Here is an 18,488-nt window from a genome sequence, read left to right on the forward strand (position 1 = left end):
GTCAGGCCTCCGATACAGGTTGAGTGAGCCCGGCTGCCACGGCCAGTTGCCACAGGCCGTGCTCGGTGGCTTCTTCGGCCAAGCTGACATGGGCAAAACCGCAGAGGGCAAGGGCGCGTTGGTAGCGCGCGCATAAAGCGCCGGCGCCGACCAGAATGATCGGGGTATGCCGGGCGCGGTCGGGCAGGCCGGCCAGCTCATGACCGATCATCAGGCCGGAGAGGTAGTCCGGTTGCTGATCGGCCGCAAGTTCGCCGGTCAGGCCCAGGGTGCGGGCGCTGAACAGGGTCGACAGCAGACCGCGCTGGCCGTCCTGGGAGCGCGCCACTTGCACACCGCGATCAAAGGCGTCGGCCTGGAAGCGTTCGGGTGTCTGCTGCGTGCGGCCGAGGAGGCTGTGCTTGCCGAGAATCGCGAACACCTCGCCGGTCATGAAGGTATCGAAGTGGGTGATGCAACCACCGACCACCTCGACCCACTTGGAGTGGCTGCCGGGCAGGCCGATCAACACTTCACCGCCGGTCGGCAGGCTGCGCAGCACGCCCAGCACCTGGGTTTCTTCGCCGCGCATCACGTTGGGCAAGCCGCCTTGCTCGATCACGCCGGGTACGATGTGAACCGTCACGCCACGCAGGCTGCGTACGGCGTGCAGGGCTTTGCCCAGGCTGGCAACGTCCACCGGCGTATTGCGATACGCCGCTTCACTCCAGCCCTGGGCGCTGCCAACCATGCCGCACGCAATCACCGGCAAGTGTGGCTCGGCGTCGAGCCAGTCACCGCACGCCGTATCGAAGGCCAACTCAAACCCGTCGGCGCAGCGCACGCCGGCAATTTCCCGGGCTTCTGTGGGCAAATGCATGATGCCCGACGCCAGCGAGCGTTGTTCCAGCACTACGCCTGCGGGGCCGAGTTTGTAAGCACGAAGGGAGCTGGTTCCCCAATCGAGCGCGATCAATTGCGCCTGCATCGCTTCACCTGAAAATGAGTGGGTGCTGAAAAAAGCAGATGGGCGACTATAAACCTATGCCGTGAAATATCTCAATATATAAATATGACTCCCATATAGTGGGAAATTGACGAGCAAAGTCCTACAAACCCTCGGGAATGTCAGCACTTGCATCCTTCAAGAAGAGGTTAGAAAACCGACAGATCCAACTCGCGCATCGCGCCCATCCAGATCGCGTAGTCGGTGTGGTCCTTCAAGTCATCGCCGGTATTGGGATGCAGGAACACCACCAGCCCATTTCGATGCAGCGCCAGCCACGGCAGCATCACGCCGATGTATTCGGCGTCAAAGGCCAGTTGGCAGCTCCAGTCGGGGTGAGGGCCAACGGGGCGTTCATGCACGCGGCCCATGCGCAGCGGGAAGAGCTTGGCCGCGTCCTCGCACAAGGCGCGCGCCTGCTCGAGCGTGTTGGCATCAAAGTAGATATGAGCGTGATAACCCTTGATTCGGTGCATGACCGGCTCCGATGACGACGTGCGCCAGATGCTAGACCGCAATCGAGGGCAGGGCCAGTCCGGTCAGCGATTGCGCGCTGCTGGCTTGCTCGGCCAGCAGCCAATCGACGAAGCGCTCCACCAGTTGCCCCCGGCGTTTGCGCTGCGGTTGCACCACGTAATAGCCGAAGCGCGAAATGACCGTGTCGCTGAACGGCCGGCACAGCCAGTTCTGTTCCAGCAGGTTATCCACCAAGTGACGCCAACCAATGGCCACGCCCTGGCCGGCGATCGCCGCCTGGATCAGCAGCGTGTAGTTGTCGAAGCGCAACTGACCTGGCGTGGGCGCGGCGCTGAGGCCCAGCTCGCGAAACACGCCGCTCCAGTCGAACCACTGGCTGTTGTTTTCCTGGCGCAGGTGCAGCAGGGGGCAGTCGGGCAGGTCCTGCACGCTTATTCGCGTAGCCTGAGCCTTGAGCCACTGCGGGCTGCACACCGGGAAGACTTCCTCGTTGAACAACCACAGGCTGTCACCCTGCTTGAAGCGACCATCGCCGAACAGCACCGCCACGTCGATATCGCTGCGCAACGTGGCGTGGTTGCGTTCGCTGGTCACCAGGCTCACATCCACCTGCGGGTTGGCCTGGTGGAAGCGGTGCAGGCGCGGCATCAGCCAGTAGGCGGCGAAGGCGAAGTCAGTGGCCACTTGCAGCACTTCGTGCTGGCTATGCTGGGTGATAACACCCAAGCCTTGGTTGATCGCCTGCAAGCCGCCCTGAACGTGCTCGAACAACAGCGCGCCGGCGTCGGTCAGTTCGATGCCACGGTAGATGCGGTCGAACAGGCGGATCGCCAATTGTTCTTCCAGGCGCTTGATCTGCTGGCTGATCGCCGGCTGGGTGGTGCCCAATTCCATCGCCGCGGCGGTAAAACTGCGGTGGCGCGCAGCGGCTTCGAATGCGCGCAGCAAATCGAGAGACAAATCACCCAACGCTTCATACATAAGCTGTGCTTATCCTAGACATTGCAATTCATGGGCTTTACCCCGTTTTACGTGGGCCTCATGCTCATTGGCATAAACACCGCCTATGGAATGCCGATAACCCATGAAGCGCAAGAACATTCTTTTCATCATGGCCGACCAAATGGCCGCGCCGCTGCTGCCTTTCTACGGCGCCTCGCCGATCAAGTTGCCCAACCTCAGCCGTCTCGCCGCCCAGGGTGTGGTGTTCGACGCCGCGTATTGCAACAGCCCGCTGTGCGCGCCCTCGCGTTTCACCCTGGTCAGCGGCCAGTTGCCGAGCAAGATCGGCGCCTACGACAACGCGGCCGATTTTCCCGCCGATGTACCGACCTATGCCCACTACCTACGCCGCCTCGGCTACCGCACCGCGCTGTCGGGCAAGATGCACTTCTGCGGCCCCGACCAATTGCACGGCTACGAAGAACGCCTGACCAGCGACATCTACCCCGCCGACTATGGCTGGGCGGTGAACTGGGACGAGCCGCACGTACGCCCCAGCTGGTACCACAACATGTCCTCGGTGCTGCAGGCCGGCCCATGCGTGCGTACCAACCAGCTGGATTTCGACGAAGAGGTGGTGTTCAAGGCCCAGCAGTACCTGTTCGACCATATCCGCGAAGACGGCAATCAACCGTTCTGCCTCACCGTATCGATGACCCACCCCCACGACCCGTACACGATTCCCAAGCCGTTCTGGGATTTGTACGACGACGCTGATATCCCATTGCCTGCTACACCGGCCCAAGGCGATCTCGACCCGCATTCCCAGCGTCTGCTCAAGGTCTATGACCTGTGGAACAAGCCGCTGCCTGTGGATAAGATCCGCGACGCCCGCCGCGCCTACTTCGGTGCGTGCAGTTACATCGACAGCAATGTCGGCAAACTTCTGCAAACCCTGGCAGACACCGGTCTGGCCGACGACACCCTGATCGTGTTCTCCGGCGACCACGGCGACATGCTCGGCGAGCGCGGCCTCTGGTACAAAATGCACTGGTTCGAAATGGCCGCCCGCGTGCCGCTGCTGGTGTACGCGCCGGGGCAATTCGCGGCGGGCCGGGTCAGCGCCGCGGTGTCCACCGCCGACCTGTTGCCGACCCTGGTGGAACTGGCCGGTGGCGAACTGGACCCACGCCTGCCGCTGGACGGCCGCTCACTGGTTCCGCATCTGCAAGGGCAGGGCGGCCATGACGAAGTATTCGGCGAGTACATGGCCGAAGGCACCATCAGCCCGCTGATGATGATCCGCCGGGGTGCCTACAAATTCATCTACAGCGAGGACGACCCTTGTCTGCTGTTCGATGTACACAACGACCCGCACGAGCGGGAAAACCTCAGTCAGTCACCGGAACACCGAACACTGTTCGAGGCGTTTTTGAGTGAAGCGCGGGCTAAATGGGACATCCCGGCGATCCACCAGCAGGTGCTCGCCAGCCAACGCCGTCGGCGCCTGGTGTTCGAGGCGCTGACCCACGGCAAGCTGAAGAGCTGGGACCACCAGCCACTGGTCGACGCCAGTCAGCAATACATGCGCAACCATATCGACCTCGACGACCTGGAGCGCAAGGCACGTTATCCACAACCCTGCCAAGACCAATAACGACAGAGGGAAGGCCATGCAAAAATTAACAGTAGTACTGGGCATCCTGGCGCTGAGCAGTGCCAACGTGTACGCAGACACCCGTTGCGAAACGGTGAAGATGGCCGACCCAGGCTGGAGCGACATCGCCGCGACCAATGCCATCACCGGATTTCTGCTGACGGGCATGGGCTACAAACCCAAGGTCGATACCTTGGCGGTGCCGATCACGTTCGGCGGGCTCAAGGACGGTCAGGTGGATGTGTTCATGGGCAACTGGATGCCCGCGCAGCAAGGCTTCTATGACAAGTTCGTGGCCAACGGCGACGTGGTGCAACTGGCGAAAAACCTCGACGGCACCGAGTTCACCCTCGCCGTGCCGGATTATGTATGGGACGCCGGCGTGCATGATTTTGCCGACTTGAATAAATTCGCCGACAAGTTCGACAAGAAGATCTACGGCATCGGCTCCGGCGCACCGGCCAATATCTCGCTGCAGGAGATCATCAAGAAGAATGACTTCGACCTCGGCCAGTGGAAACTGATCGAGTCCAGCGAACAGGCGATGTTGGCAGAGGTGTCGCGGGCGGTGAAAAGACAGCGCTTCGTCACGTTCCTCGGCTGGACCCCGCACCCGATGAACGTGCAACTGAAAATGCACTACCTCAAGGGCGGCGAGAAGTACTTCGGTGACACCGGCAGCGTCTATACCCTGACACGCAAAGGTTATGCACAGGCCTGCCCGAACGTAGGAAAACTGCTGACCAACTTGAGTTTTACCCAAGAGATGGAGAACAGCATTATGGCCGAGGTCGCCAACAACAAAGTCAGCAATGCCGATGCGGCGAAGGCGTGGATCAAGGCGAACCCGGCGGTGCTGGACAAGTGGCTCGACGGCGTAAAAACCCTGGACGGTCAGGAGGCATTGCCGGCGGTAAAAGCCAAACTCTAAGGGCTGACATTGTGGGAGGGCCCCTCCCACACACTTCAGTGTGTACTGATACCCTTATTCAAACCTTTTCAACCGAGTTATAAATGCCCCGGCTCAATCGCCACACACTCTTTCCCTTCCTCAGCTGGCTGACGCAGCAGACCCGGGCCAGCGTCGGCCGCGATGCGATGGTCGGGCTCAGTGGCGCGGTGCTGGCATTGCCGCAGTCGATTGCCTACGCGCTGATCGCAGGCCTCCCACCGGAATACGGGCTGTACGCCGCGATCATCCCGGTACTGATCGCCTGCCTCTGGGGTTCGTCGTGGCACCTGATCTGCGGCCCGACCGCTGCGATTTCCATCGTGCTCTATGCCAGTGTCAGTCCTCTGGCCGTGCCGGGATCGCAGGACTACGTCACCCTGATCCTGTTGCTTACATTTATAGCCGGCGTTTTCCAGTGGCTGCTGGGCATGCTGCGCTTTGGCGCGCTGGTCAATTTCGTCTCCCACTCCGTAGTGCTGGGGTTCACTTTGGGCGCCGCTGTGGTGATCGCGCTGGGGCAACTGCCCAACTTGCTGGGGCTGGATTTACCCAGCCAGGCCACGGCGATCAACAGCCTGCTGGCGCTGATCGAGCACAGCGGCGACTGGGACCACGCCTCCCTCGCCCTGGGCCTTGGCACATTGCTGGCGGGGGCACTGCTCAAATACTGGAAACCACGCTGGCCGACGCTGTTGATCGCCCTGGCCCTGAGCAGTGTGGTGGCCTGGTTGTGGCCGGCGATGTTCGCCCAGGTGGCGCGGGTCAGTTCATTCGTGGGCAAATTACCGCCGTTCAGCCCGTTGCCGATGGACCTGGACACGATCCTGCGTCTGCTGCCGAGCGCCGTGGCCGTGGGCATGCTGGGGCTGGTGACGAGCCTGTCGATTGCGCGCTCGCTGTCGGCTCGCTCGCAACAGTTGCTTGATGCGAATCAGGAAGTTCGCGCGCAGGGCTTATCCAACATCATCGGCGGATTTTTCTCCGGGTACCTGTCAGCCGGTTCGTTTACCCGCTCCGGCCTCAGCTATGAAGCCGGCGCCTGCTCACCGCTGGCCGGGGTGTTTTCCGCGCTGTGGGTGGCGCTGTTCGCATTGTTTGGCGCGGTATTGATCTCACATATCCCGATCCCCAGCATGGCCGCCAGCATCCTGCTGATCAGCTGGGGCCTGGTGGACCATCGCGGTATTCGCGCATTGTTCCGCGTCAGCCGCGCCGAATTTGCAGTGATGGGCCTGACCTGCGTCGCCACCTTGCTGCTGGAACTGCAAACGGCGATTTACGCCGGCGTGCTGGCCTCGCTGTTTTTCTACCTCAAGCGCACCTCGCAGCCGCGGGTCCAGCATTGGCGGGAGGGCGACGAGGATGTGCTGCGCGTCGGTGGCTCGATCTTTTTCGGCGCCAGCCACTACCTGCAGGTGCGCCTGCAGCGGTTGCAGGGCCAGCGTGTGGTGATCGAGGCACAGCAGATCAACTTTATCGACTATTCCGGGGTGGAAATGCTGCACCAGGAAGCGCGGCGCCTGCGCAGGTTGGGGCGCAGCCTGACATTGCGTCGGGCCAGACCGCAGGTGGTCGAGGAACTGAAGAAGCTGGAGGGGGCGGATCACTGCCCCATCCAGTTCGAAGACTGAGGCGAATGTCAGGCCAACTGTCGACGCAATTCAGCCAACACCGGCGCCGATGCCGGGCGCACACCCCGCCACAGGAAGAACGCTTCGGCGGCCTGCTCCACCAGCATGCCCAGGCCGTCCATCGAGACGGCGGCACCGTGCTGCGTGGCCCAGTGGCAGAAGGGGGTGGATTCCCTGGCGTACATCATGTCGTAGCAAAAGGTCCTGCCAGGTTCGATCAGGCTGCTCGCAATCGGCGGTAAATCGCCTGACAGGCTCGCGGAGGTGGCGTTGATGATCACGCCCACCGGCTCACGCAGCCAGTCGAAACCACTGGCGGACACCGGGCCCAGGTCGTCGAATGACTCGGCGAGCAATTCGGCTTTTTCCACGGTGCGGTTAGCGATGATCAACGATGAAGGTCGCTCGGCCAGCAACGGCTCCAGCGCCCCGCGCACCGCGCCGCCGGCGCCCAGCAGCAGAATGCGTTTACCGTTGAGGCTCAACCCCGCGTTGACCGTCAGGTCGCGCACCAAGCCAGCGCCGTCGGTGTTGTCACCCAGCAGGGTGCCATCGGCGAGTTTGCTCAAGGTGTTCACCGCACCGGCGCGCTTGGCGCGCTCGGTGAGGGTATCCGCCAGGCGATAGGCGTCTTCCTTGAATGGCACGGTGACGTTGGCGCCACGACCTTGGTGAAAAAACTCACGGGCGCAGCCGGTAAAATCCTCCAGCGGCGCGAGCATCGTGCTGTAGTCCAGCAGTTCGCCGGTCTGCTCGGCAAACATGCGGTGAATCAGCGGCGATTTGCTGTGGCCGATGGGGTTGCCAAAGACGACATAGCGATCCATCAGTTCGCCGCCTTGGGCGCCGCGATGCCGAGCCAGTCGCGGTCCTGCAGGAAGTAATCGGTCAGAAGCGCTTCTTCGCTGCCGGGCTCGGCTTTCCAGTCATAGCTCCAGCGCACCTGCGGCGGCAGCGACATCAGGATCGATTCGGTACGCCCGCCCGACTGCAGGCCGAACAAGGTCCCACGGTCGTAGACCAGGTTGAACTCGACGTAGCGGCCACGACGGAACTCCTGGAACTCGCGTTGTTGCTCGGTATAAGCCATGGCCTTGCGGCGCTGCACGATTGGCAGGTAGGCGTCGATGTAGGCGTCGCCAATGGCACGGATGAAGGCGAAGCAGGTGTCGAAGCCCCACTCGTTCAAGTCATCGAAAAACAAGCCGCCAATGCCACGCGGTTCGTTGCGGTGCTTGATATGGAAGTAGCTGTCGCACCAGGCCTTGTAACGCGCGTAGACGTCGGGGCCAAACGGCGCACACGCTCGTTCGGCCACGCGGTGCCAGTGGACGCAGTCTTCTTCGTTGCCGTAGTAGGGGGTGAGGTCGAAGCCGCCGCCGAACCACCACACCGCTTCTTCACCTTCTTTTTCCGCGATGAAAAAGCGCACATTGGCGTGGGACGTTGGCACATGAGGATTGTGCGGGTGAATCACCAGCGACACACCGAGCGCTTCAAACCCGCGACCGGCCAACTCAGGGCGATGGGCGCTGGCTGATGGGGGGAGGCCGCTGCCGAAAACGTGGGAAAAGTTGACGCCGCCTTTTTCAATCACCGTGCCGTTCGCGATTACGCGGGTGCGACCGCCACCGCCGGCAGGCCGGGTCCAGGCGTCTTCGATAAAGCGAGTGTCCGTCTCGAAGGTTTCCAGGGCGCTGCAAATGCGGTCTTGCAGGTCAAGCAGGTAGGCCTTTACAGCCTCGGTGCGGGTAGTCATGGCATCACCTTGAATCGGGCAAAGCTACGCGAGGCCATCAGGCGTCGGCGGCAAATGGGCGCACAGGATACCACCGCGCTTAATGAGCACTGCACTTAGGTGCGCGGCAGTTGACGAAGATCAAGCTTAGGAGTCCGATAGGAGCCTTCGTGAAAACGACCCAAGGAGAAGTGCAGATGGCCAAGCGTATCCAGTTCAGTGCCCATGGCGGCCCCGAGGTACTTGAATATGTGGACTACACCCCGGCGGAACCCGGCCCACAACAAGTTCGCGTGCGTAATGAGGCGATTGGTCTGAACTTCATCGACACCTATTTCCGCAGCGGCCTCTACGCGCCACCCTCCCTGCCATCGGGGTTGGGCGCGGAAGGGGCCGGCGTGGTGGATGCGGTGGGCAGCGAAGTCACCCAGTTCAAAGTCGGCGACCGCGTGGCCTACGGCAGCGGCCCGCTGGGCGCCTATAGCCAACTTCACGTGCTGCCCGCCGCCAACCTGGTGCACCTGCCTGATGGCATCAGCTTCGAACAGGCTGCTGGCGCCATGCTCAAAGGCCTGACGGTGCAGTACCTGCTGCGCCAGACCTATGAGTTGAAGGATGGCGAGACCATCCTGTTCCATGCCGCCGCCGGTGGCGTGGGCTCGCTGGCCTGCCAATGGGCCAAGGCCCTGGGCGTTAAGTTGATCGGTACTGTGAGTTCGCCTGAAAAAGCGGCGGTGGCCAAATCCCTCGGCGCGTGGGAAACCATCGACTACAGCAAAGAAGATGTCGCACAGCGCGTGCTGGAATTGACCGACGGCAAAAAAGTGCCGGTGGTGTATGACGGCGTCGGCAAGGACACCTGGCTGACCTCACTGGACAGCGTGGCACCGCGTGGGCTGGTGGTGAGCTTCGGCAATGCGTCGGGCGCGGTGGATGGGGTCAACCTGGGGATTCTGGCGGCGAAAGGTTCGCTCTATGTAACCCGGCCGACCCTGGCGACCTATGCCAACAACCCGCAAAATTTGCAGGCAATGGCCGACGATCTGTTTGCGATGATCCACAGCGGCAAGGTACGCATTGATATCAACCAGCGGTATTCGCTGGCTGATGCGGCCAAGGCGCAGGCAGAGCTGTCTGGGCGCAGAACCACTGGGTCGACCATCCTGTTGCCTTGACGCACGGCGTTGCCTGGGGGCCAGCATGGGCCAACGCCCTCGCCACACGCCGGGTGCAAGGGTCAAGACGGGCGAACCACCTCGCCCGTTGCCAGGTCGCGAATCAGGCTGGGGTTCTTGCGTCCGCCCAGGGCGCCACCCAGCACCAGGTCCACCTGGCCACGGAAGTACTGCTCCACGCGAATCCGCGTACGCGCGGCCGGACGGCCCTGCGGGTTGGCGGATGTTGAGATCAGTGGCCCCACCAGCGCGCACAAATCCCGCACCAGCGGGTGATCACTGACCCGCAACGCCACCGTGTCATGCACGCCGGTGACCCATTCCGGCAACAGATCCTGATGTGGCACCAGCCAGGTATTAGGCCCCGGCCAAGTGCTGGCCATGCGCTCGATCCAGGTATCCGGGAAGTCTTCGAACAGAAAATCGAACTGGCGGATATTGTCCGCTACCAGGATCAGGCCTTTGTCCACCGAGCGATTCTTGATCGCCAGCAGCCGATCTACCGCCTCTTCATTCCAGGGATCGCAGCCCAGGCCCCAGACCGCCTCGGTTGGATAGGCAATCACCGCGCCTGCGCGAATTTCTCGTGCGGCTTCCAGCACACGCCACCTGTTGACCATGGTTTTACTCTCCGACTAAAGCTCTGCGCAGTTTACCGATCTTCTTTGCAAAACCCAGCAGCACAAACGCTCAGCGGCGCGCGAACCAGCGCCCGTTTTCACAGATCACCTGGCCTTCAAGCTCCAACTCGGTCAGGGCCGCCAGCAACTGGGCCAAAGGGCGCCCGCTGGCAATCGCCAAGGCTTCGCTGGTGTGCGGCGCGGCGCGCAGCAGGGCCACCAGGGGATGGGCTACCGCAATCGGCGCCGGGCACGATAAGGCCTGCCAGCCGCGCAAGGCCTCAAGGATATGTTCGATGGTTTCCACCAGTACCGCGCCGTCACGGATCAACTGGTGGCAGCCCTTGGCGCCAGGGTGATGAATGGACCCCGGGATCGCGTACACCTCACGACCCTGTTCGGCCGCCAGTTTCGCCGTGATCAGCGAGCCGCTGGCCATACTGGCCTCCACTACCAGCACGCCGAGGGACAGGCCGCTGATGATCCGATTGCGCCGTGGAAAGTTGGCGGCCTGGGGCGCGGCGTCCAGCGGGAATTCTGAAACCACCGCGCTGCCTTGGGCGATCATCGCCGCGGCAAGGCGACGATGGCGTTGTGGATAAAAATTTTCCAGGCCCGTGCCGAGTACGCCGATTGTCTGGCCGCCCACGTCGAGCGCGGCTTGATGCGCCGCGCCGTCGATACCCAACGCAAGGCCGCTGGTGATGACAAAACCGGCGCCTGCCAGGCTGCGCGCAAACGCAGCGGCGGTGTCCATCCCCGGGCGCGATGCACGTCGACTGCCAACCATCGCCAGTTGCGGTTTCTCCAGGATTGCAGGGTCGCCGGCGATGAATAACAGCGGCGGCGCGTCATAGATCTGGGCGAGCAAGGCGGGGTAATCCGGCTGGTCCCACATCAGCAAATGCTGGTCCGGGCGCTCAAGCCAGGCCAGTGCCTGGCTGGCCCCGTCGCGTATTTCATGACTGCGCCGGGCATCGGCGCTGATGGGCGGCAAGCCCAGGGATCGCCAGGCACCGGCGGGCGCGCTGATGGCTTTAGAGGCGCTGCCAAAGGCTTCTATCAGCAGGCGAAAACGCTTCGGGCCGACGTCAGGCAGCCTGTGCAGGCGCAGGCGAGCTTCCAGCTCTGACGGGGAAATGGCATAGCTGTTTATCGGATTCATTTGATCGTCCTTGACCGGAACAAGCTGTGGATAACTCTGTTGGTAACTTATTTAGCAACCTACTTATTGCGCAGCATGGACAGCCTCGAAACGGTCCATGACCGCCAACGACCGGGAGGCGCTGAGTACCAAAGCGAAGCTGAGCTTTTCATAGGTGCGAAACACCAGCAGCGTACCGGCGGGTGTGTCGGGAAGGGCTACGGACGAACCGCTGAATGGATCCCGGACGCGGGCACCGGCCTTGATCACCGTCAGCAACTGGCCTTCCACCAAGCCATCGCGGCGCCCTTTGTTCAGGGTCACGGCGTCGAGCACGCCGATTTGAGTGACACCTCGGGGGATATCAATGATGTGCCCTTCAACGGACGCCGAAGACGCCGGTGTCACCAGGCGTGCCGGGTCGACAGCCGGCTGGAGTCGCAGCAAGCGATCACCGGGGCGTATCTCTTGTGTCACCCGTTGCACCACCAGCGTGCTCAGATCGCTCGCGCTGACAAAGCGCGCGGTGCCGATATCGTCGGCGTTCACGCCTAGCAGCTCGCGCGTGCGCGGGTCGGTATAGGTCCTGCCGCGTCGCACAATGGCATAGCCGGGTTGGGCCGGATCCAGCACGCCGCGCGCATGCACGCGTTCACCATCAGCCCCCAGGACACGCCCGTTATCGGCGGCAATTACATAGGGCGCGGTGTCCAGGTCCTCGGGCGTATCCAGAATGCGGTTGTGCAATAAAAAACGCTGGATGGCCTGTTGTGTCGAAGGGTCGAGCGCCCGGCCTGGCGGCGGGATCAGCGCCATGGCAAACGGGGCCCACAGCAGCAAGACGAGTAGCGATTTCCTCATGGGGTCAATCTCCTTTATTATGTGCGTTCGCGTGAAATGCCTTGGCCATCGCGGCTTTCGAACGTTTCACACCGGCCGTGTGGGTCCATCCCACCGCCGATTTGCCTTTACCTCACATGTGCAGCAATTACGCTTATGGCTATTTTGAACATCCTCGAATTCCCCGACTCGCGCCTGCGCACGATCGCCAAACCGGTGGCCGTAGTGGACGACAAGGTTCGTCAGTTGGTCGATGACATGTTTGAAACAATGTATGAAGCTCCTGGCATCGGGCTCGCCGCGACGCAGGTCAATGTGCATCAGCGTGTCGTGGTCATGGACCTGTCGGAAGATCGCAGCGAACCGCGGGTGTTCATCAACCCCGAATTCGAACCGCTGACCGATGAGATGGGGGAATACCAGGAAGGCTGCCTGTCGGTGCCGGAGTTCTACGAGAACGTCGAACGCCCGCTGCGTGTGAAGATCAAGGCGCTGGACCGTGATGGCCAACCGTATGAACTGATCGCCGACGGCCTGCTGGCGGTATGCATCCAGCACGAATGCGATCACCTCAACGGCAAGCTGTTTGTCGATTACCTGTCCACGCTCAAGCGTGACCGGATCAAGAAGAAGCTGGAAAAAAAGCATCGCCAGCAAGCTTGATGCCCTTCTTCCAAAGGCTTGCTGCGGCAAGCCTTTTTCTTTTGTGACTGTTTTTAACCGAGAACGCCCATGACCGAGCCACTGCGCATTGTTTTTGCCGGTACACCTGAATTTGCCGCCGAACACCTCAAGGCGCTGCTTGCCAGCCCTTATGACATCGTCGCGGTGTACACCCAGCCGGACCGCCCGGCAGGGCGTGGGCAAAAACTGATGCCGAGCCCGGTCAAACAGCTGGCGCTGGAGCACAACATTCCCGTGCTGCAGCCGCCGACCCTGCGCAACGCCGAGGCCCAGGCCGAACTGGCGGCGTTGCGACCGGACCTGATGGTGGTAGTGGCGTACGGCCTGATCCTGCCTCAGGCAGTACTGGATATCCCACGCCTGGGTTGCATCAACAGCCACGCCTCGTTATTGCCGCGTTGGCGCGGCGCGGCGCCGATCCAGCGCGCCTTGGAAGCCGGCGACAGCGAAAGCGGCGTGACCGTGATGCGCATGGAAGCGGGCCTGGACACCGGTCCGATGCTGCTGAAAGTCAGCACCCCGATCACCGCCGAGGACACCGGCGGCAGCCTGCACGACCGCCTCGCCGAGCTGGGCCCCCCGGCTGTGATCCAGGCCATCACCGGCCTCGCCGCCGGTACGCTGCAAGGCCAAGTGCAAGACGACAGCCTGGCCACTTACGCACACAAATTGAACAAAGACGAAGCACGCCTTGACTGGGGCCGTCCGGCCGTGGAGCTGGAGCGCCTGGTACGTGCCTTCAACCCTTGGCCGATCTGCCACAGCAGCCTCAATGGCGAAGCTTTGAAAGTGCTGGCCGCCACTTTGGCCGACGGCAAAGGTGCCCCCGGTGAAATCATCGCCGCCAGCAAGGAGGGTCTGCTGGTGGCCTGCGGCGAACAGGCGCTGTGCCTGACCCGTCTGCAATTGCCGGGCGGAAAAGCGCTGAATTTCAGTGATTTGTTCAACAGCCGGCGTGAGAAATTTTCCCTGGGTAGCGTGCTCGGGACGGTCACCCAATGAACCCGCGTCTGGCCGCCGCCAAAGCCCTCGCCGCCGTTCTTAATGGCAAGGCATCGCTGAACAGTTCGCTGCCCACGCAGTTGGATAAGGTCGAGGATCGCGATCGCGGTTTCACCCAGGACCTGGCCTTCGGCACCGCGCGCTGGCAACCACGGTTGTCGGCGCTGGCCGCCAAACTGCTGCAGAAACCCTTCAAGGCGGCGGACGCGGATGTCGAGGCGCTGCTGCTGGTGGGTCTCTATCAACTGCTTTACACCCGCGTGCCGGCACATGCCGCCATCGGTGAGACCGTCGGCTGCGCCGACAAGCTGAAAAAACCCTGGGCCAAGGCCTTGCTCAACGCTGTGCTGCGCCGCGCCCAACGCGAAAGCGAAGGGCTGCTGGCCGAGTTGGAGCATGACCCCGTGGTTCGCACTGCTCACCCGCGCTGGCTGCAGAAATCGCTGAAAGCTTTTTGGCCACAGGAGTGGGAAGCCATTTGCGCGGCCAACAATGCGCACCCGCCGATGATCCTGCGGGTCAACCGTCGCCATCACCGCCGTGACGCGTACCTGCAATTGCTGACCGACGCCGGGATAAACGCCGCGCCGTGCGTGTACAGCACCGACGGCATCGTGCTTGAGGCGGCTACCGATGTGCGCAGCCTGCCAGGCTTTGCCGAAGGCTGGATCAGCGTGCAGGACGAAGCTGCGCAATTGGCCGCCGACCTGCTCGACCTGGCACCCGGCCAACGCGTGCTGGACGCCTGCTGCGCGCCCGGCGGTAAGACGTGTCACATCCTGGAAGTGGAAAAAGACCTGGCCCACGTGGTCGCCGTCGATCTGGAGGCCAAGCGTCTGGTACGCGTGCGGGAAAACCTTGCACGCCTGGGCCTGAGCGCAGAACTGATTGCCGCCGACGGCCGCGACACAGCCGCATGGTGGGACGGGCAGCCGTTTCAGCGCATCCTGCTCGACGCACCGTGCTCCGCCACCGGTGTAATCCGCCGCCACCCGGACATCAAGCTCACCCGCCAAGCCGACGACATCGTCGCGCTGGCCGCACTGCAAGGCGAGCTGCTCGACGCACTGTGGCCGACGCTGGAAGTCGGCGGCATCCTGCTCTACGCCACATGCTCCACCTTGCCCACCGAAAACACCGAGGTCATCGAAGCCTTCCTCGCCCGCACCAGCGGCGCGCGGGAACTGGACCTCGCCACCGCGGCCGGTATCAAGCAGCCCCATGGCCGACAACTGCTCGCGCAGGAAGGCGGGCACGATGGCTTCTACTACGCCAAACTGATCAAGATCGCCGCCGCGCGCGGCTGACGGTTTAAGGGAGTGACCGGATGAAAATCATCATCCTTGGGGCAGGGCAGGTTGGCGGTACGTTGGCCGAACATCTGGCCAGCGAAGCCAATGACATCACCGTGGTCGACACCGACGCCGAGCGCCTGCGCAACCTGGGTGACCGCCTGGACATCCGCACCGTACAAGGACGCGCGTCGTTTCCCACGGTGCTGCGTCAAGCGGGCGCCGACGATGCGGACATGCTCGTCGCCGTAACCAACAGCGACGAAACCAACATGGTCGCCTGCCAGGTCGCTCACACGTTGTTTCACACGCCGACCAAAATCGCCCGGGTGCGCGAAGCGGCCTACCTGACCCGTGCCGGGTTGTTCGACAACGACGCGATTCCGGTGGATGTGCTGATCAGCCCGGAACAAGTGGTGACTCACTACATCAAGCGCCTGATCGAAATTCCCGGCGCCCTGCAGGTGATCGACTTCGCCGGCGGCAAGGCCCAGTTGGTGGCGGTAAAGGCCTACTACGGTGGGCCGCTGGTGGGTCAGCAACTGCGCCAACTGCGCGAACACATGCCCAATGTGGAAACCCGTGTCGCAGCCATTTTCCGCCGTGACCGGCCGATCCTGCCCCAGGGCGACACCGTGATCGAAGCCGATGACGAAGTATTCTTCATCGCCGCCAAAGCGAATATTCGCGCAGTCATGAGCGAAATGCGTCGGCTGGACGAGACCTACAAGCGCATCGTCATTGCTGGTGGCGGGCAAATCGGCGAGCGGCTGGCGGAGGCCATCGAAAGCCGCTACCAAGTCAAGATTATCGAGATGAGCCCGTCGCGCTGTCGGCATCTGTCCGACACCCTGGACAGCACGGTCGTGCTGCAAGGCAGCGCCTCGGACCGCGACCTGCTGATGGAAGAGAACATCGCCGACGCGGATATCTTCCTGGCGCTGACCAACGATGACGAAGCCAACATCATGTCCTCACTGCTGGCCAAGCGGCTGGGGGCAAAAAAAGTCATGACCATCATCAACAATCCGGCCTATGTGGACCTGATCCAGGGCGGCGATATCGACATCGCCATCAGCCCGCAACTGGCGACCATCGGCACCTTGCTGGCCCACGTGCGCCGTGGCGATATCGTCAGCGTGCACTCCCTGCGCCGGGGCGCGGCGGAGGCCATCGAGGCGATTGCCCATGGCGACTCAAAGTCCAGCAAGGTCATCGGCAAGGCCATCCGCGACATCGGCCTGCCGCCGGGCACCACGATCGGCGCAATCATTCGCGATGAAGAGGTGCTGATCGCTCATGACGATACGGTGATTGCTGCCGGGGACCACGTCATCCTTTTCCTTGTGGATAAGAAACATATCCGCGATGTTGAAAAGCTGTTCCACGTGGGCTTGAGCTTTTTCTGATCAAGGAGTGAACCGATGCTGGAGTCTCTGGAAAAGATGCTCGCAAAGGGCGTGGACAACTCGCTGCTGCGCTTTGGCTTGGGCAAGGGTTATCTGGATTTGAAGGACAATGCGAAGGCGGCGGAGCATCTTCACAAATGCGTCGAGTTCGACCCGAAATATTCGGCGGCCTGGAAGTTGTTGGGCAAGGCGCAGTTGGGGCAGGGTGATAACGCCGCAGCGCGACAGGCGTGGGAGAAGGGTATCGAAGCGGCCCAGGCCCATGGCGACAAGCAGGCCGAGAAAGAGATGGCGGTGTTCCTGAAGAAACTCGAGCGACAAACCTGAGCAGATCGAAAATGTGAGAGGGGCGGTACGACGATTCGACTTACCCCTTCCCACATTGGGTGTGGCGTTGTTTTTCGATCAACAGTGGGTCAGTACCACCGCGCTTCACCCGGCGGGCGTTTCTTGAAGCGCTTCATGCTCCACATGTACTGGCTCGGGTAGGCGCCGACATAGCGCTCCACTACCTTGCTCATCGCTGCGCAGGACGTGGCGGTGTCGGTGCTGTACATGTCTTCCGGCGCCGCTTCCAGAATCACCTTATAGCCCGAACCGTCAGGCAGGCGCAGGGCGTGCAGGAACACCCCCACAGCCTTGTGGCCGGCGAGCATGTTGGGCACGAATTTGCTGGTGAGCGCCTGAGTGGCGAAGAACGGTACAAAGATCCCCGCGGATTCCGCCGGCTCCGGGTCGGCGGGAATACCCACCTGGCCACCTTTGCGCACTTCCTTGATCACGCTCAGGATGCCTTCCTTGGTCGACGCAGCTACGCGGTTGCCCAGTTGCACGCGCTGCTTGCGCAGTAATTCGTCCACCGCTTTGAGTTTGGGCGGGCGGTAGAAAATGATCGGTTTGCACTGGCTGCAATAGAAGTGGTTCAACACTTCCCAGTTGCCCAGGTGGCTGGTGATGCCCACCACGCCTTTGCCCGAAGCCAGCGCCTCGTGCAGGACTTCCAGGCCTTCGACTTCACGCACCAGGTCAATGGAGCGTTGGGCTGGCCAGATCCATGCGCAGGCGCTTTCGGTCAGGGACTTGCCGATGTCCATCAGGCTGCGGCCGACCAGGCGCTCACGCTCGGCGGGGTCCATGTCCGGGAAACACTTGGAAAGGTTGATCCGCACCGTGTCGCGCGAGCGGTTGGGGGTTTTCCACATGATCCAGCCGATGGCCGTGCCGACCGCCTGGACAGCGCGCCAGGGCAGCAGGGCAAACAACCGGAGAGCGCCTACCAGCAAGGCGCCTTTAAACTTTTCCACAGGTCACTCCTGATCGTGTGTGGTGCGCAAAGCGCGCATTCTAACCGGCGATGGCCAACTGCGCGTAACGGTCACAGTCTTGGGTGTGATCCATGACCATGCCTGAGGCCTGCATGAACGCGTAACAAATGGTCGGACCGACAAAGGTGAAACCGGCTTTTTTCAAGGCTTTGCTCATCGCCTCGGCCTCGGGGGTGATCGCCGGAACTTCACTGCGGTCCTTGAAGTGATTGATCCTGGGCACGCCGCCAACGAATGACCACAACCACCCCACCGGATCTTCGAGCGCCAGCCAGGCCGCGGCGTTGCGCCGGGTGGCGTTGAGCTTCAGACGGTTGCGCACGATACCGGGGTCAAGCATCAGCGCGTCGATCTCGGCGTCGCTCAGGCGCGCCAGACGCTGGGCATCGAAGCCGAACAGCACCTTTCGATAATGCTCGCGTTTGCGTAAAACGGTGATCCAGGACAGGCCCGCCTGGAACCCTTCGAGCAATAACAACTCGAACAAACCCTGCGCATCGCGCAGCGGCGTTCCCCACTCCTGATCGTGATAAGCCATGTACAGCGGATCTTCAGAACACCAAAAGCAGCGTGGCATAAGGCTCCAGGGGATGGTGGCGCGGCCGAATCGGGTAT

General features: G+C 62.2%; 19 protein-coding genes. 9 read left to right on the forward strand and 10 right to left on the reverse strand.

Features of this window, described 5'->3' with window-relative positions:
- Position 1 precedes the first annotated feature (1 nt).
- From OSC50_RS24465 to OSC50_RS24475, 3 genes are all read right to left on the reverse strand, one after another.
- Entirely contained in the window at positions 2-967 is a 966-nt protein-coding gene (locus OSC50_RS24465; RefSeq protein WP_181077472.1) for a 2-dehydro-3-deoxygalactonokinase, read from the reverse strand.
- Between the two features lie 167 nt (positions 968-1,134).
- Positions 1,135-1,461: a DOPA 4,5-dioxygenase family protein gene (locus OSC50_RS24470; protein WP_181077474.1), complete on the reverse strand. Its 327-nt coding sequence runs from the start codon at positions 1,459-1,461 to the stop codon at positions 1,135-1,137.
- A gap of 31 nt (positions 1,462-1,492) precedes the next feature.
- Entirely contained in the window at positions 1,493-2,443 is a 951-nt protein-coding gene (locus OSC50_RS24475) for a choline sulfate utilization transcriptional regulator (protein WP_266245231.1), read from the reverse strand.
- A gap of 103 nt (positions 2,444-2,546) precedes the next feature.
- Here OSC50_RS24475 and betC point away from each other — a divergent pair, with 103 nt between their 5' ends.
- The 3 genes from betC (at position 2,547) to OSC50_RS24490 (ending at position 6,644) form a co-directional block, all read left to right on the forward strand.
- The gene (betC, locus tag OSC50_RS24480; RefSeq protein WP_181077477.1) at positions 2,547-4,061 is read left to right on the forward strand and encodes a choline-sulfatase; all 1,515 of its coding nucleotides are present in this window, start codon (positions 2,547-2,549) and stop codon (positions 4,059-4,061) included.
- Positions 4,062-4,077: 16 nt separating this feature from the next.
- Positions 4,078-4,992, forward strand: coding sequence for a choline ABC transporter substrate-binding protein (gene choX, locus OSC50_RS24485; RefSeq protein WP_266245229.1), 915 nt, complete (start codon positions 4,078-4,080; stop codon positions 4,990-4,992).
- Between the two features lie 83 nt (positions 4,993-5,075).
- Positions 5,076-6,644, forward strand: coding sequence for a SulP family inorganic anion transporter (locus OSC50_RS24490; protein ID WP_266245227.1), 1,569 nt, complete (start codon positions 5,076-5,078; stop codon positions 6,642-6,644).
- An 8-nt stretch (positions 6,645-6,652) separates the two neighbouring features.
- Here OSC50_RS24490 and aroE read toward each other — a convergent pair whose 3' ends face one another.
- Together aroE and hemF are read right to left on the reverse strand one after the other, a co-directional pair.
- Positions 6,653-7,471 (reverse strand): shikimate dehydrogenase, encoded by an 819-nt coding sequence (gene aroE / locus OSC50_RS24495; protein ID WP_266245225.1) that lies wholly within the window; start codon positions 7,469-7,471, stop codon positions 6,653-6,655.
- On the reverse strand, positions 7,471-8,403 hold the full coding sequence (gene hemF / locus OSC50_RS24500; RefSeq protein WP_181077484.1) for an oxygen-dependent coproporphyrinogen oxidase: 933 nt from the start codon (positions 8,401-8,403) through the stop codon (positions 7,471-7,473). The genes aroE and hemF overlap by 1 nt, the downstream gene beginning before the upstream one ends.
- Positions 8,404-8,579: 176 nt before the next feature.
- Here hemF and OSC50_RS24505 point away from each other — a divergent pair, with 176 nt between their 5' ends.
- Positions 8,580-9,557 carry a quinone oxidoreductase family protein gene (locus tag OSC50_RS24505; protein ID WP_266247443.1) on the forward strand — a complete coding sequence of 326 codons (978 nt, stop codon included), beginning with the start codon at positions 8,580-8,582 and terminating at the stop codon, positions 9,555-9,557.
- Positions 9,558-9,619: 62 nt separating this feature from the next.
- Here OSC50_RS24505 and tsaC read toward each other — a convergent pair whose 3' ends face one another.
- The 3 genes from tsaC to OSC50_RS24520 form a co-directional block, all read right to left on the reverse strand.
- A complete protein-coding gene (tsaC, locus tag OSC50_RS24510; RefSeq protein ID WP_027608149.1) occupies positions 9,620-10,177 on the reverse strand; it encodes an L-threonylcarbamoyladenylate synthase type 1 TsaC in 558 nt (185 codons plus the stop codon).
- Between the two features lie 70 nt (positions 10,178-10,247).
- Entirely contained in the window at positions 10,248-11,342 is a 1,095-nt protein-coding gene (gene dprA, locus OSC50_RS24515) for a DNA-processing protein DprA (RefSeq protein ID WP_181077485.1), read from the reverse strand.
- Positions 11,343-11,405: 63 nt separating this feature from the next.
- Positions 11,406-12,182, reverse strand: coding sequence for a peptidoglycan-binding protein (locus OSC50_RS24520; protein ID WP_266245219.1), 777 nt, complete (start codon positions 12,180-12,182; stop codon positions 11,406-11,408).
- A gap of 135 nt (positions 12,183-12,317) precedes the next feature.
- Here OSC50_RS24520 and def point away from each other — a divergent pair, with 135 nt between their 5' ends.
- The 5 genes from def to OSC50_RS24545 all read left to right on the forward strand — a co-directional run bounded on the left by def (position 12,318) and on the right by OSC50_RS24545 (position 16,875).
- Positions 12,318-12,824: a peptide deformylase gene (gene def, locus OSC50_RS24525; protein ID WP_181077488.1), complete on the forward strand. Its 507-nt coding sequence runs from the start codon at positions 12,318-12,320 to the stop codon at positions 12,822-12,824.
- Between the two features lie 69 nt (positions 12,825-12,893).
- On the forward strand, positions 12,894-13,847 hold the full coding sequence (fmt, locus tag OSC50_RS24530; RefSeq protein WP_266245217.1) for a methionyl-tRNA formyltransferase: 954 nt from the start codon (positions 12,894-12,896) through the stop codon (positions 13,845-13,847).
- On the forward strand, positions 13,844-15,154 hold the full coding sequence (gene rsmB / locus OSC50_RS24535; RefSeq protein ID WP_181077492.1) for a 16S rRNA (cytosine(967)-C(5))-methyltransferase RsmB: 1,311 nt from the start codon (positions 13,844-13,846) through the stop codon (positions 15,152-15,154). Before fmt ends, rsmB begins: the two co-directional genes overlap by 4 nt.
- A gap of 20 nt (positions 15,155-15,174) precedes the next feature.
- Positions 15,175-16,548, forward strand: a complete 1,374-nt coding sequence (gene trkA / locus OSC50_RS24540; protein ID WP_253509855.1) for a Trk system potassium transporter TrkA — start codon at positions 15,175-15,177, stop codon at positions 16,546-16,548.
- A gap of 15 nt (positions 16,549-16,563) precedes the next feature.
- On the forward strand, positions 16,564-16,875 hold the full coding sequence (locus OSC50_RS24545) for a tetratricopeptide repeat protein (protein WP_181077495.1): 312 nt from the start codon (positions 16,564-16,566) through the stop codon (positions 16,873-16,875).
- An 89-nt stretch (positions 16,876-16,964) separates the two neighbouring features.
- Here the strand turns inward: OSC50_RS24545 and OSC50_RS24550 are convergent, their stop codons facing one another.
- Positions 16,965-17,852, reverse strand: a complete 888-nt coding sequence (locus OSC50_RS24550) for a lysophospholipid acyltransferase (RefSeq protein ID WP_181077496.1) — start codon at positions 17,850-17,852, stop codon at positions 16,965-16,967.
- A 40-nt stretch (positions 17,853-17,892) separates the two neighbouring features.
- Positions 17,893-18,450, reverse strand: a complete 558-nt coding sequence (locus OSC50_RS24555) for a DNA-3-methyladenine glycosylase I (RefSeq protein WP_266245212.1) — start codon at positions 18,448-18,450, stop codon at positions 17,893-17,895.
- Positions 18,451-18,488 lie beyond the last annotated feature (38 nt).

It is taken from the genome of Pseudomonas quebecensis (assembly GCF_026410085.1).
Lineage (GTDB): Bacteria > Pseudomonadota > Gammaproteobacteria > Pseudomonadales > Pseudomonadaceae > Aquipseudomonas > Aquipseudomonas quebecensis.

Bases quoted from the DNA above. Each gene is read 5' to 3' on its own strand.
- OSC50_RS24465 (WP_181077472.1), bottom strand. From the start codon at position 967: ATGCAGGCGCAATTGATCGCGCTCGATTGGGGAACCAGCTCCCTTCGT.
- def (WP_181077488.1), top strand. From the start codon at position 12,318: ATGGCTATTTTGAACATCCTCGAATTCCCCGACTCGCGCCTGCGCACG.
- OSC50_RS24505 (WP_266247443.1), top strand. From the start codon at position 8,580: ATGGCCAAGCGTATCCAGTTCAGTGCCCATGGCGGCCCCGAGGTACTT.
- rsmB (WP_181077492.1), top strand. From the start codon at position 13,844: ATGAACCCGCGTCTGGCCGCCGCCAAAGCCCTCGCCGCCGTTCTTAAT.
- fmt (WP_266245217.1), top strand. From the start codon at position 12,894: ATGACCGAGCCACTGCGCATTGTTTTTGCCGGTACACCTGAATTTGCC.
- betC (WP_181077477.1), top strand. From the start codon at position 2,547: ATGAAGCGCAAGAACATTCTTTTCATCATGGCCGACCAAATGGCCGCG.
- tsaC (WP_027608149.1), bottom strand. From the start codon at position 10,177: ATGGTCAACAGGTGGCGTGTGCTGGAAGCCGCACGAGAAATTCGCGCA.
- aroE (WP_266245225.1), bottom strand. From the start codon at position 7,471: ATGGATCGCTATGTCGTCTTTGGCAACCCCATCGGCCACAGCAAATCG.
- OSC50_RS24470 (WP_181077474.1), bottom strand. From the start codon at position 1,461: ATGCACCGAATCAAGGGTTATCACGCTCATATCTACTTTGATGCCAAC.
- hemF (WP_181077484.1), bottom strand. From the start codon at position 8,403: ATGACTACCCGCACCGAGGCTGTAAAGGCCTACCTGCTTGACCTGCAA.
- OSC50_RS24475 (WP_266245231.1), bottom strand. From the start codon at position 2,443: ATGTATGAAGCGTTGGGTGATTTGTCTCTCGATTTGCTGCGCGCATTC.
- OSC50_RS24545 (WP_181077495.1), top strand. From the start codon at position 16,564: ATGCTGGAGTCTCTGGAAAAGATGCTCGCAAAGGGCGTGGACAACTCG.
- OSC50_RS24490 (WP_266245227.1), top strand. From the start codon at position 5,076: ATGCCCCGGCTCAATCGCCACACACTCTTTCCCTTCCTCAGCTGGCTG.
- choX (WP_266245229.1), top strand. From the start codon at position 4,078: ATGCAAAAATTAACAGTAGTACTGGGCATCCTGGCGCTGAGCAGTGCC.
- OSC50_RS24555 (WP_266245212.1), bottom strand. From the start codon at position 18,450: ATGCCACGCTGCTTTTGGTGTTCTGAAGATCCGCTGTACATGGCTTAT.
- dprA (WP_181077485.1), bottom strand. From the start codon at position 11,342: ATGAATCCGATAAACAGCTATGCCATTTCCCCGTCAGAGCTGGAAGCT.
- OSC50_RS24520 (WP_266245219.1), bottom strand. From the start codon at position 12,182: ATGAGGAAATCGCTACTCGTCTTGCTGCTGTGGGCCCCGTTTGCCATG.
- trkA (WP_253509855.1), top strand. From the start codon at position 15,175: ATGAAAATCATCATCCTTGGGGCAGGGCAGGTTGGCGGTACGTTGGCC.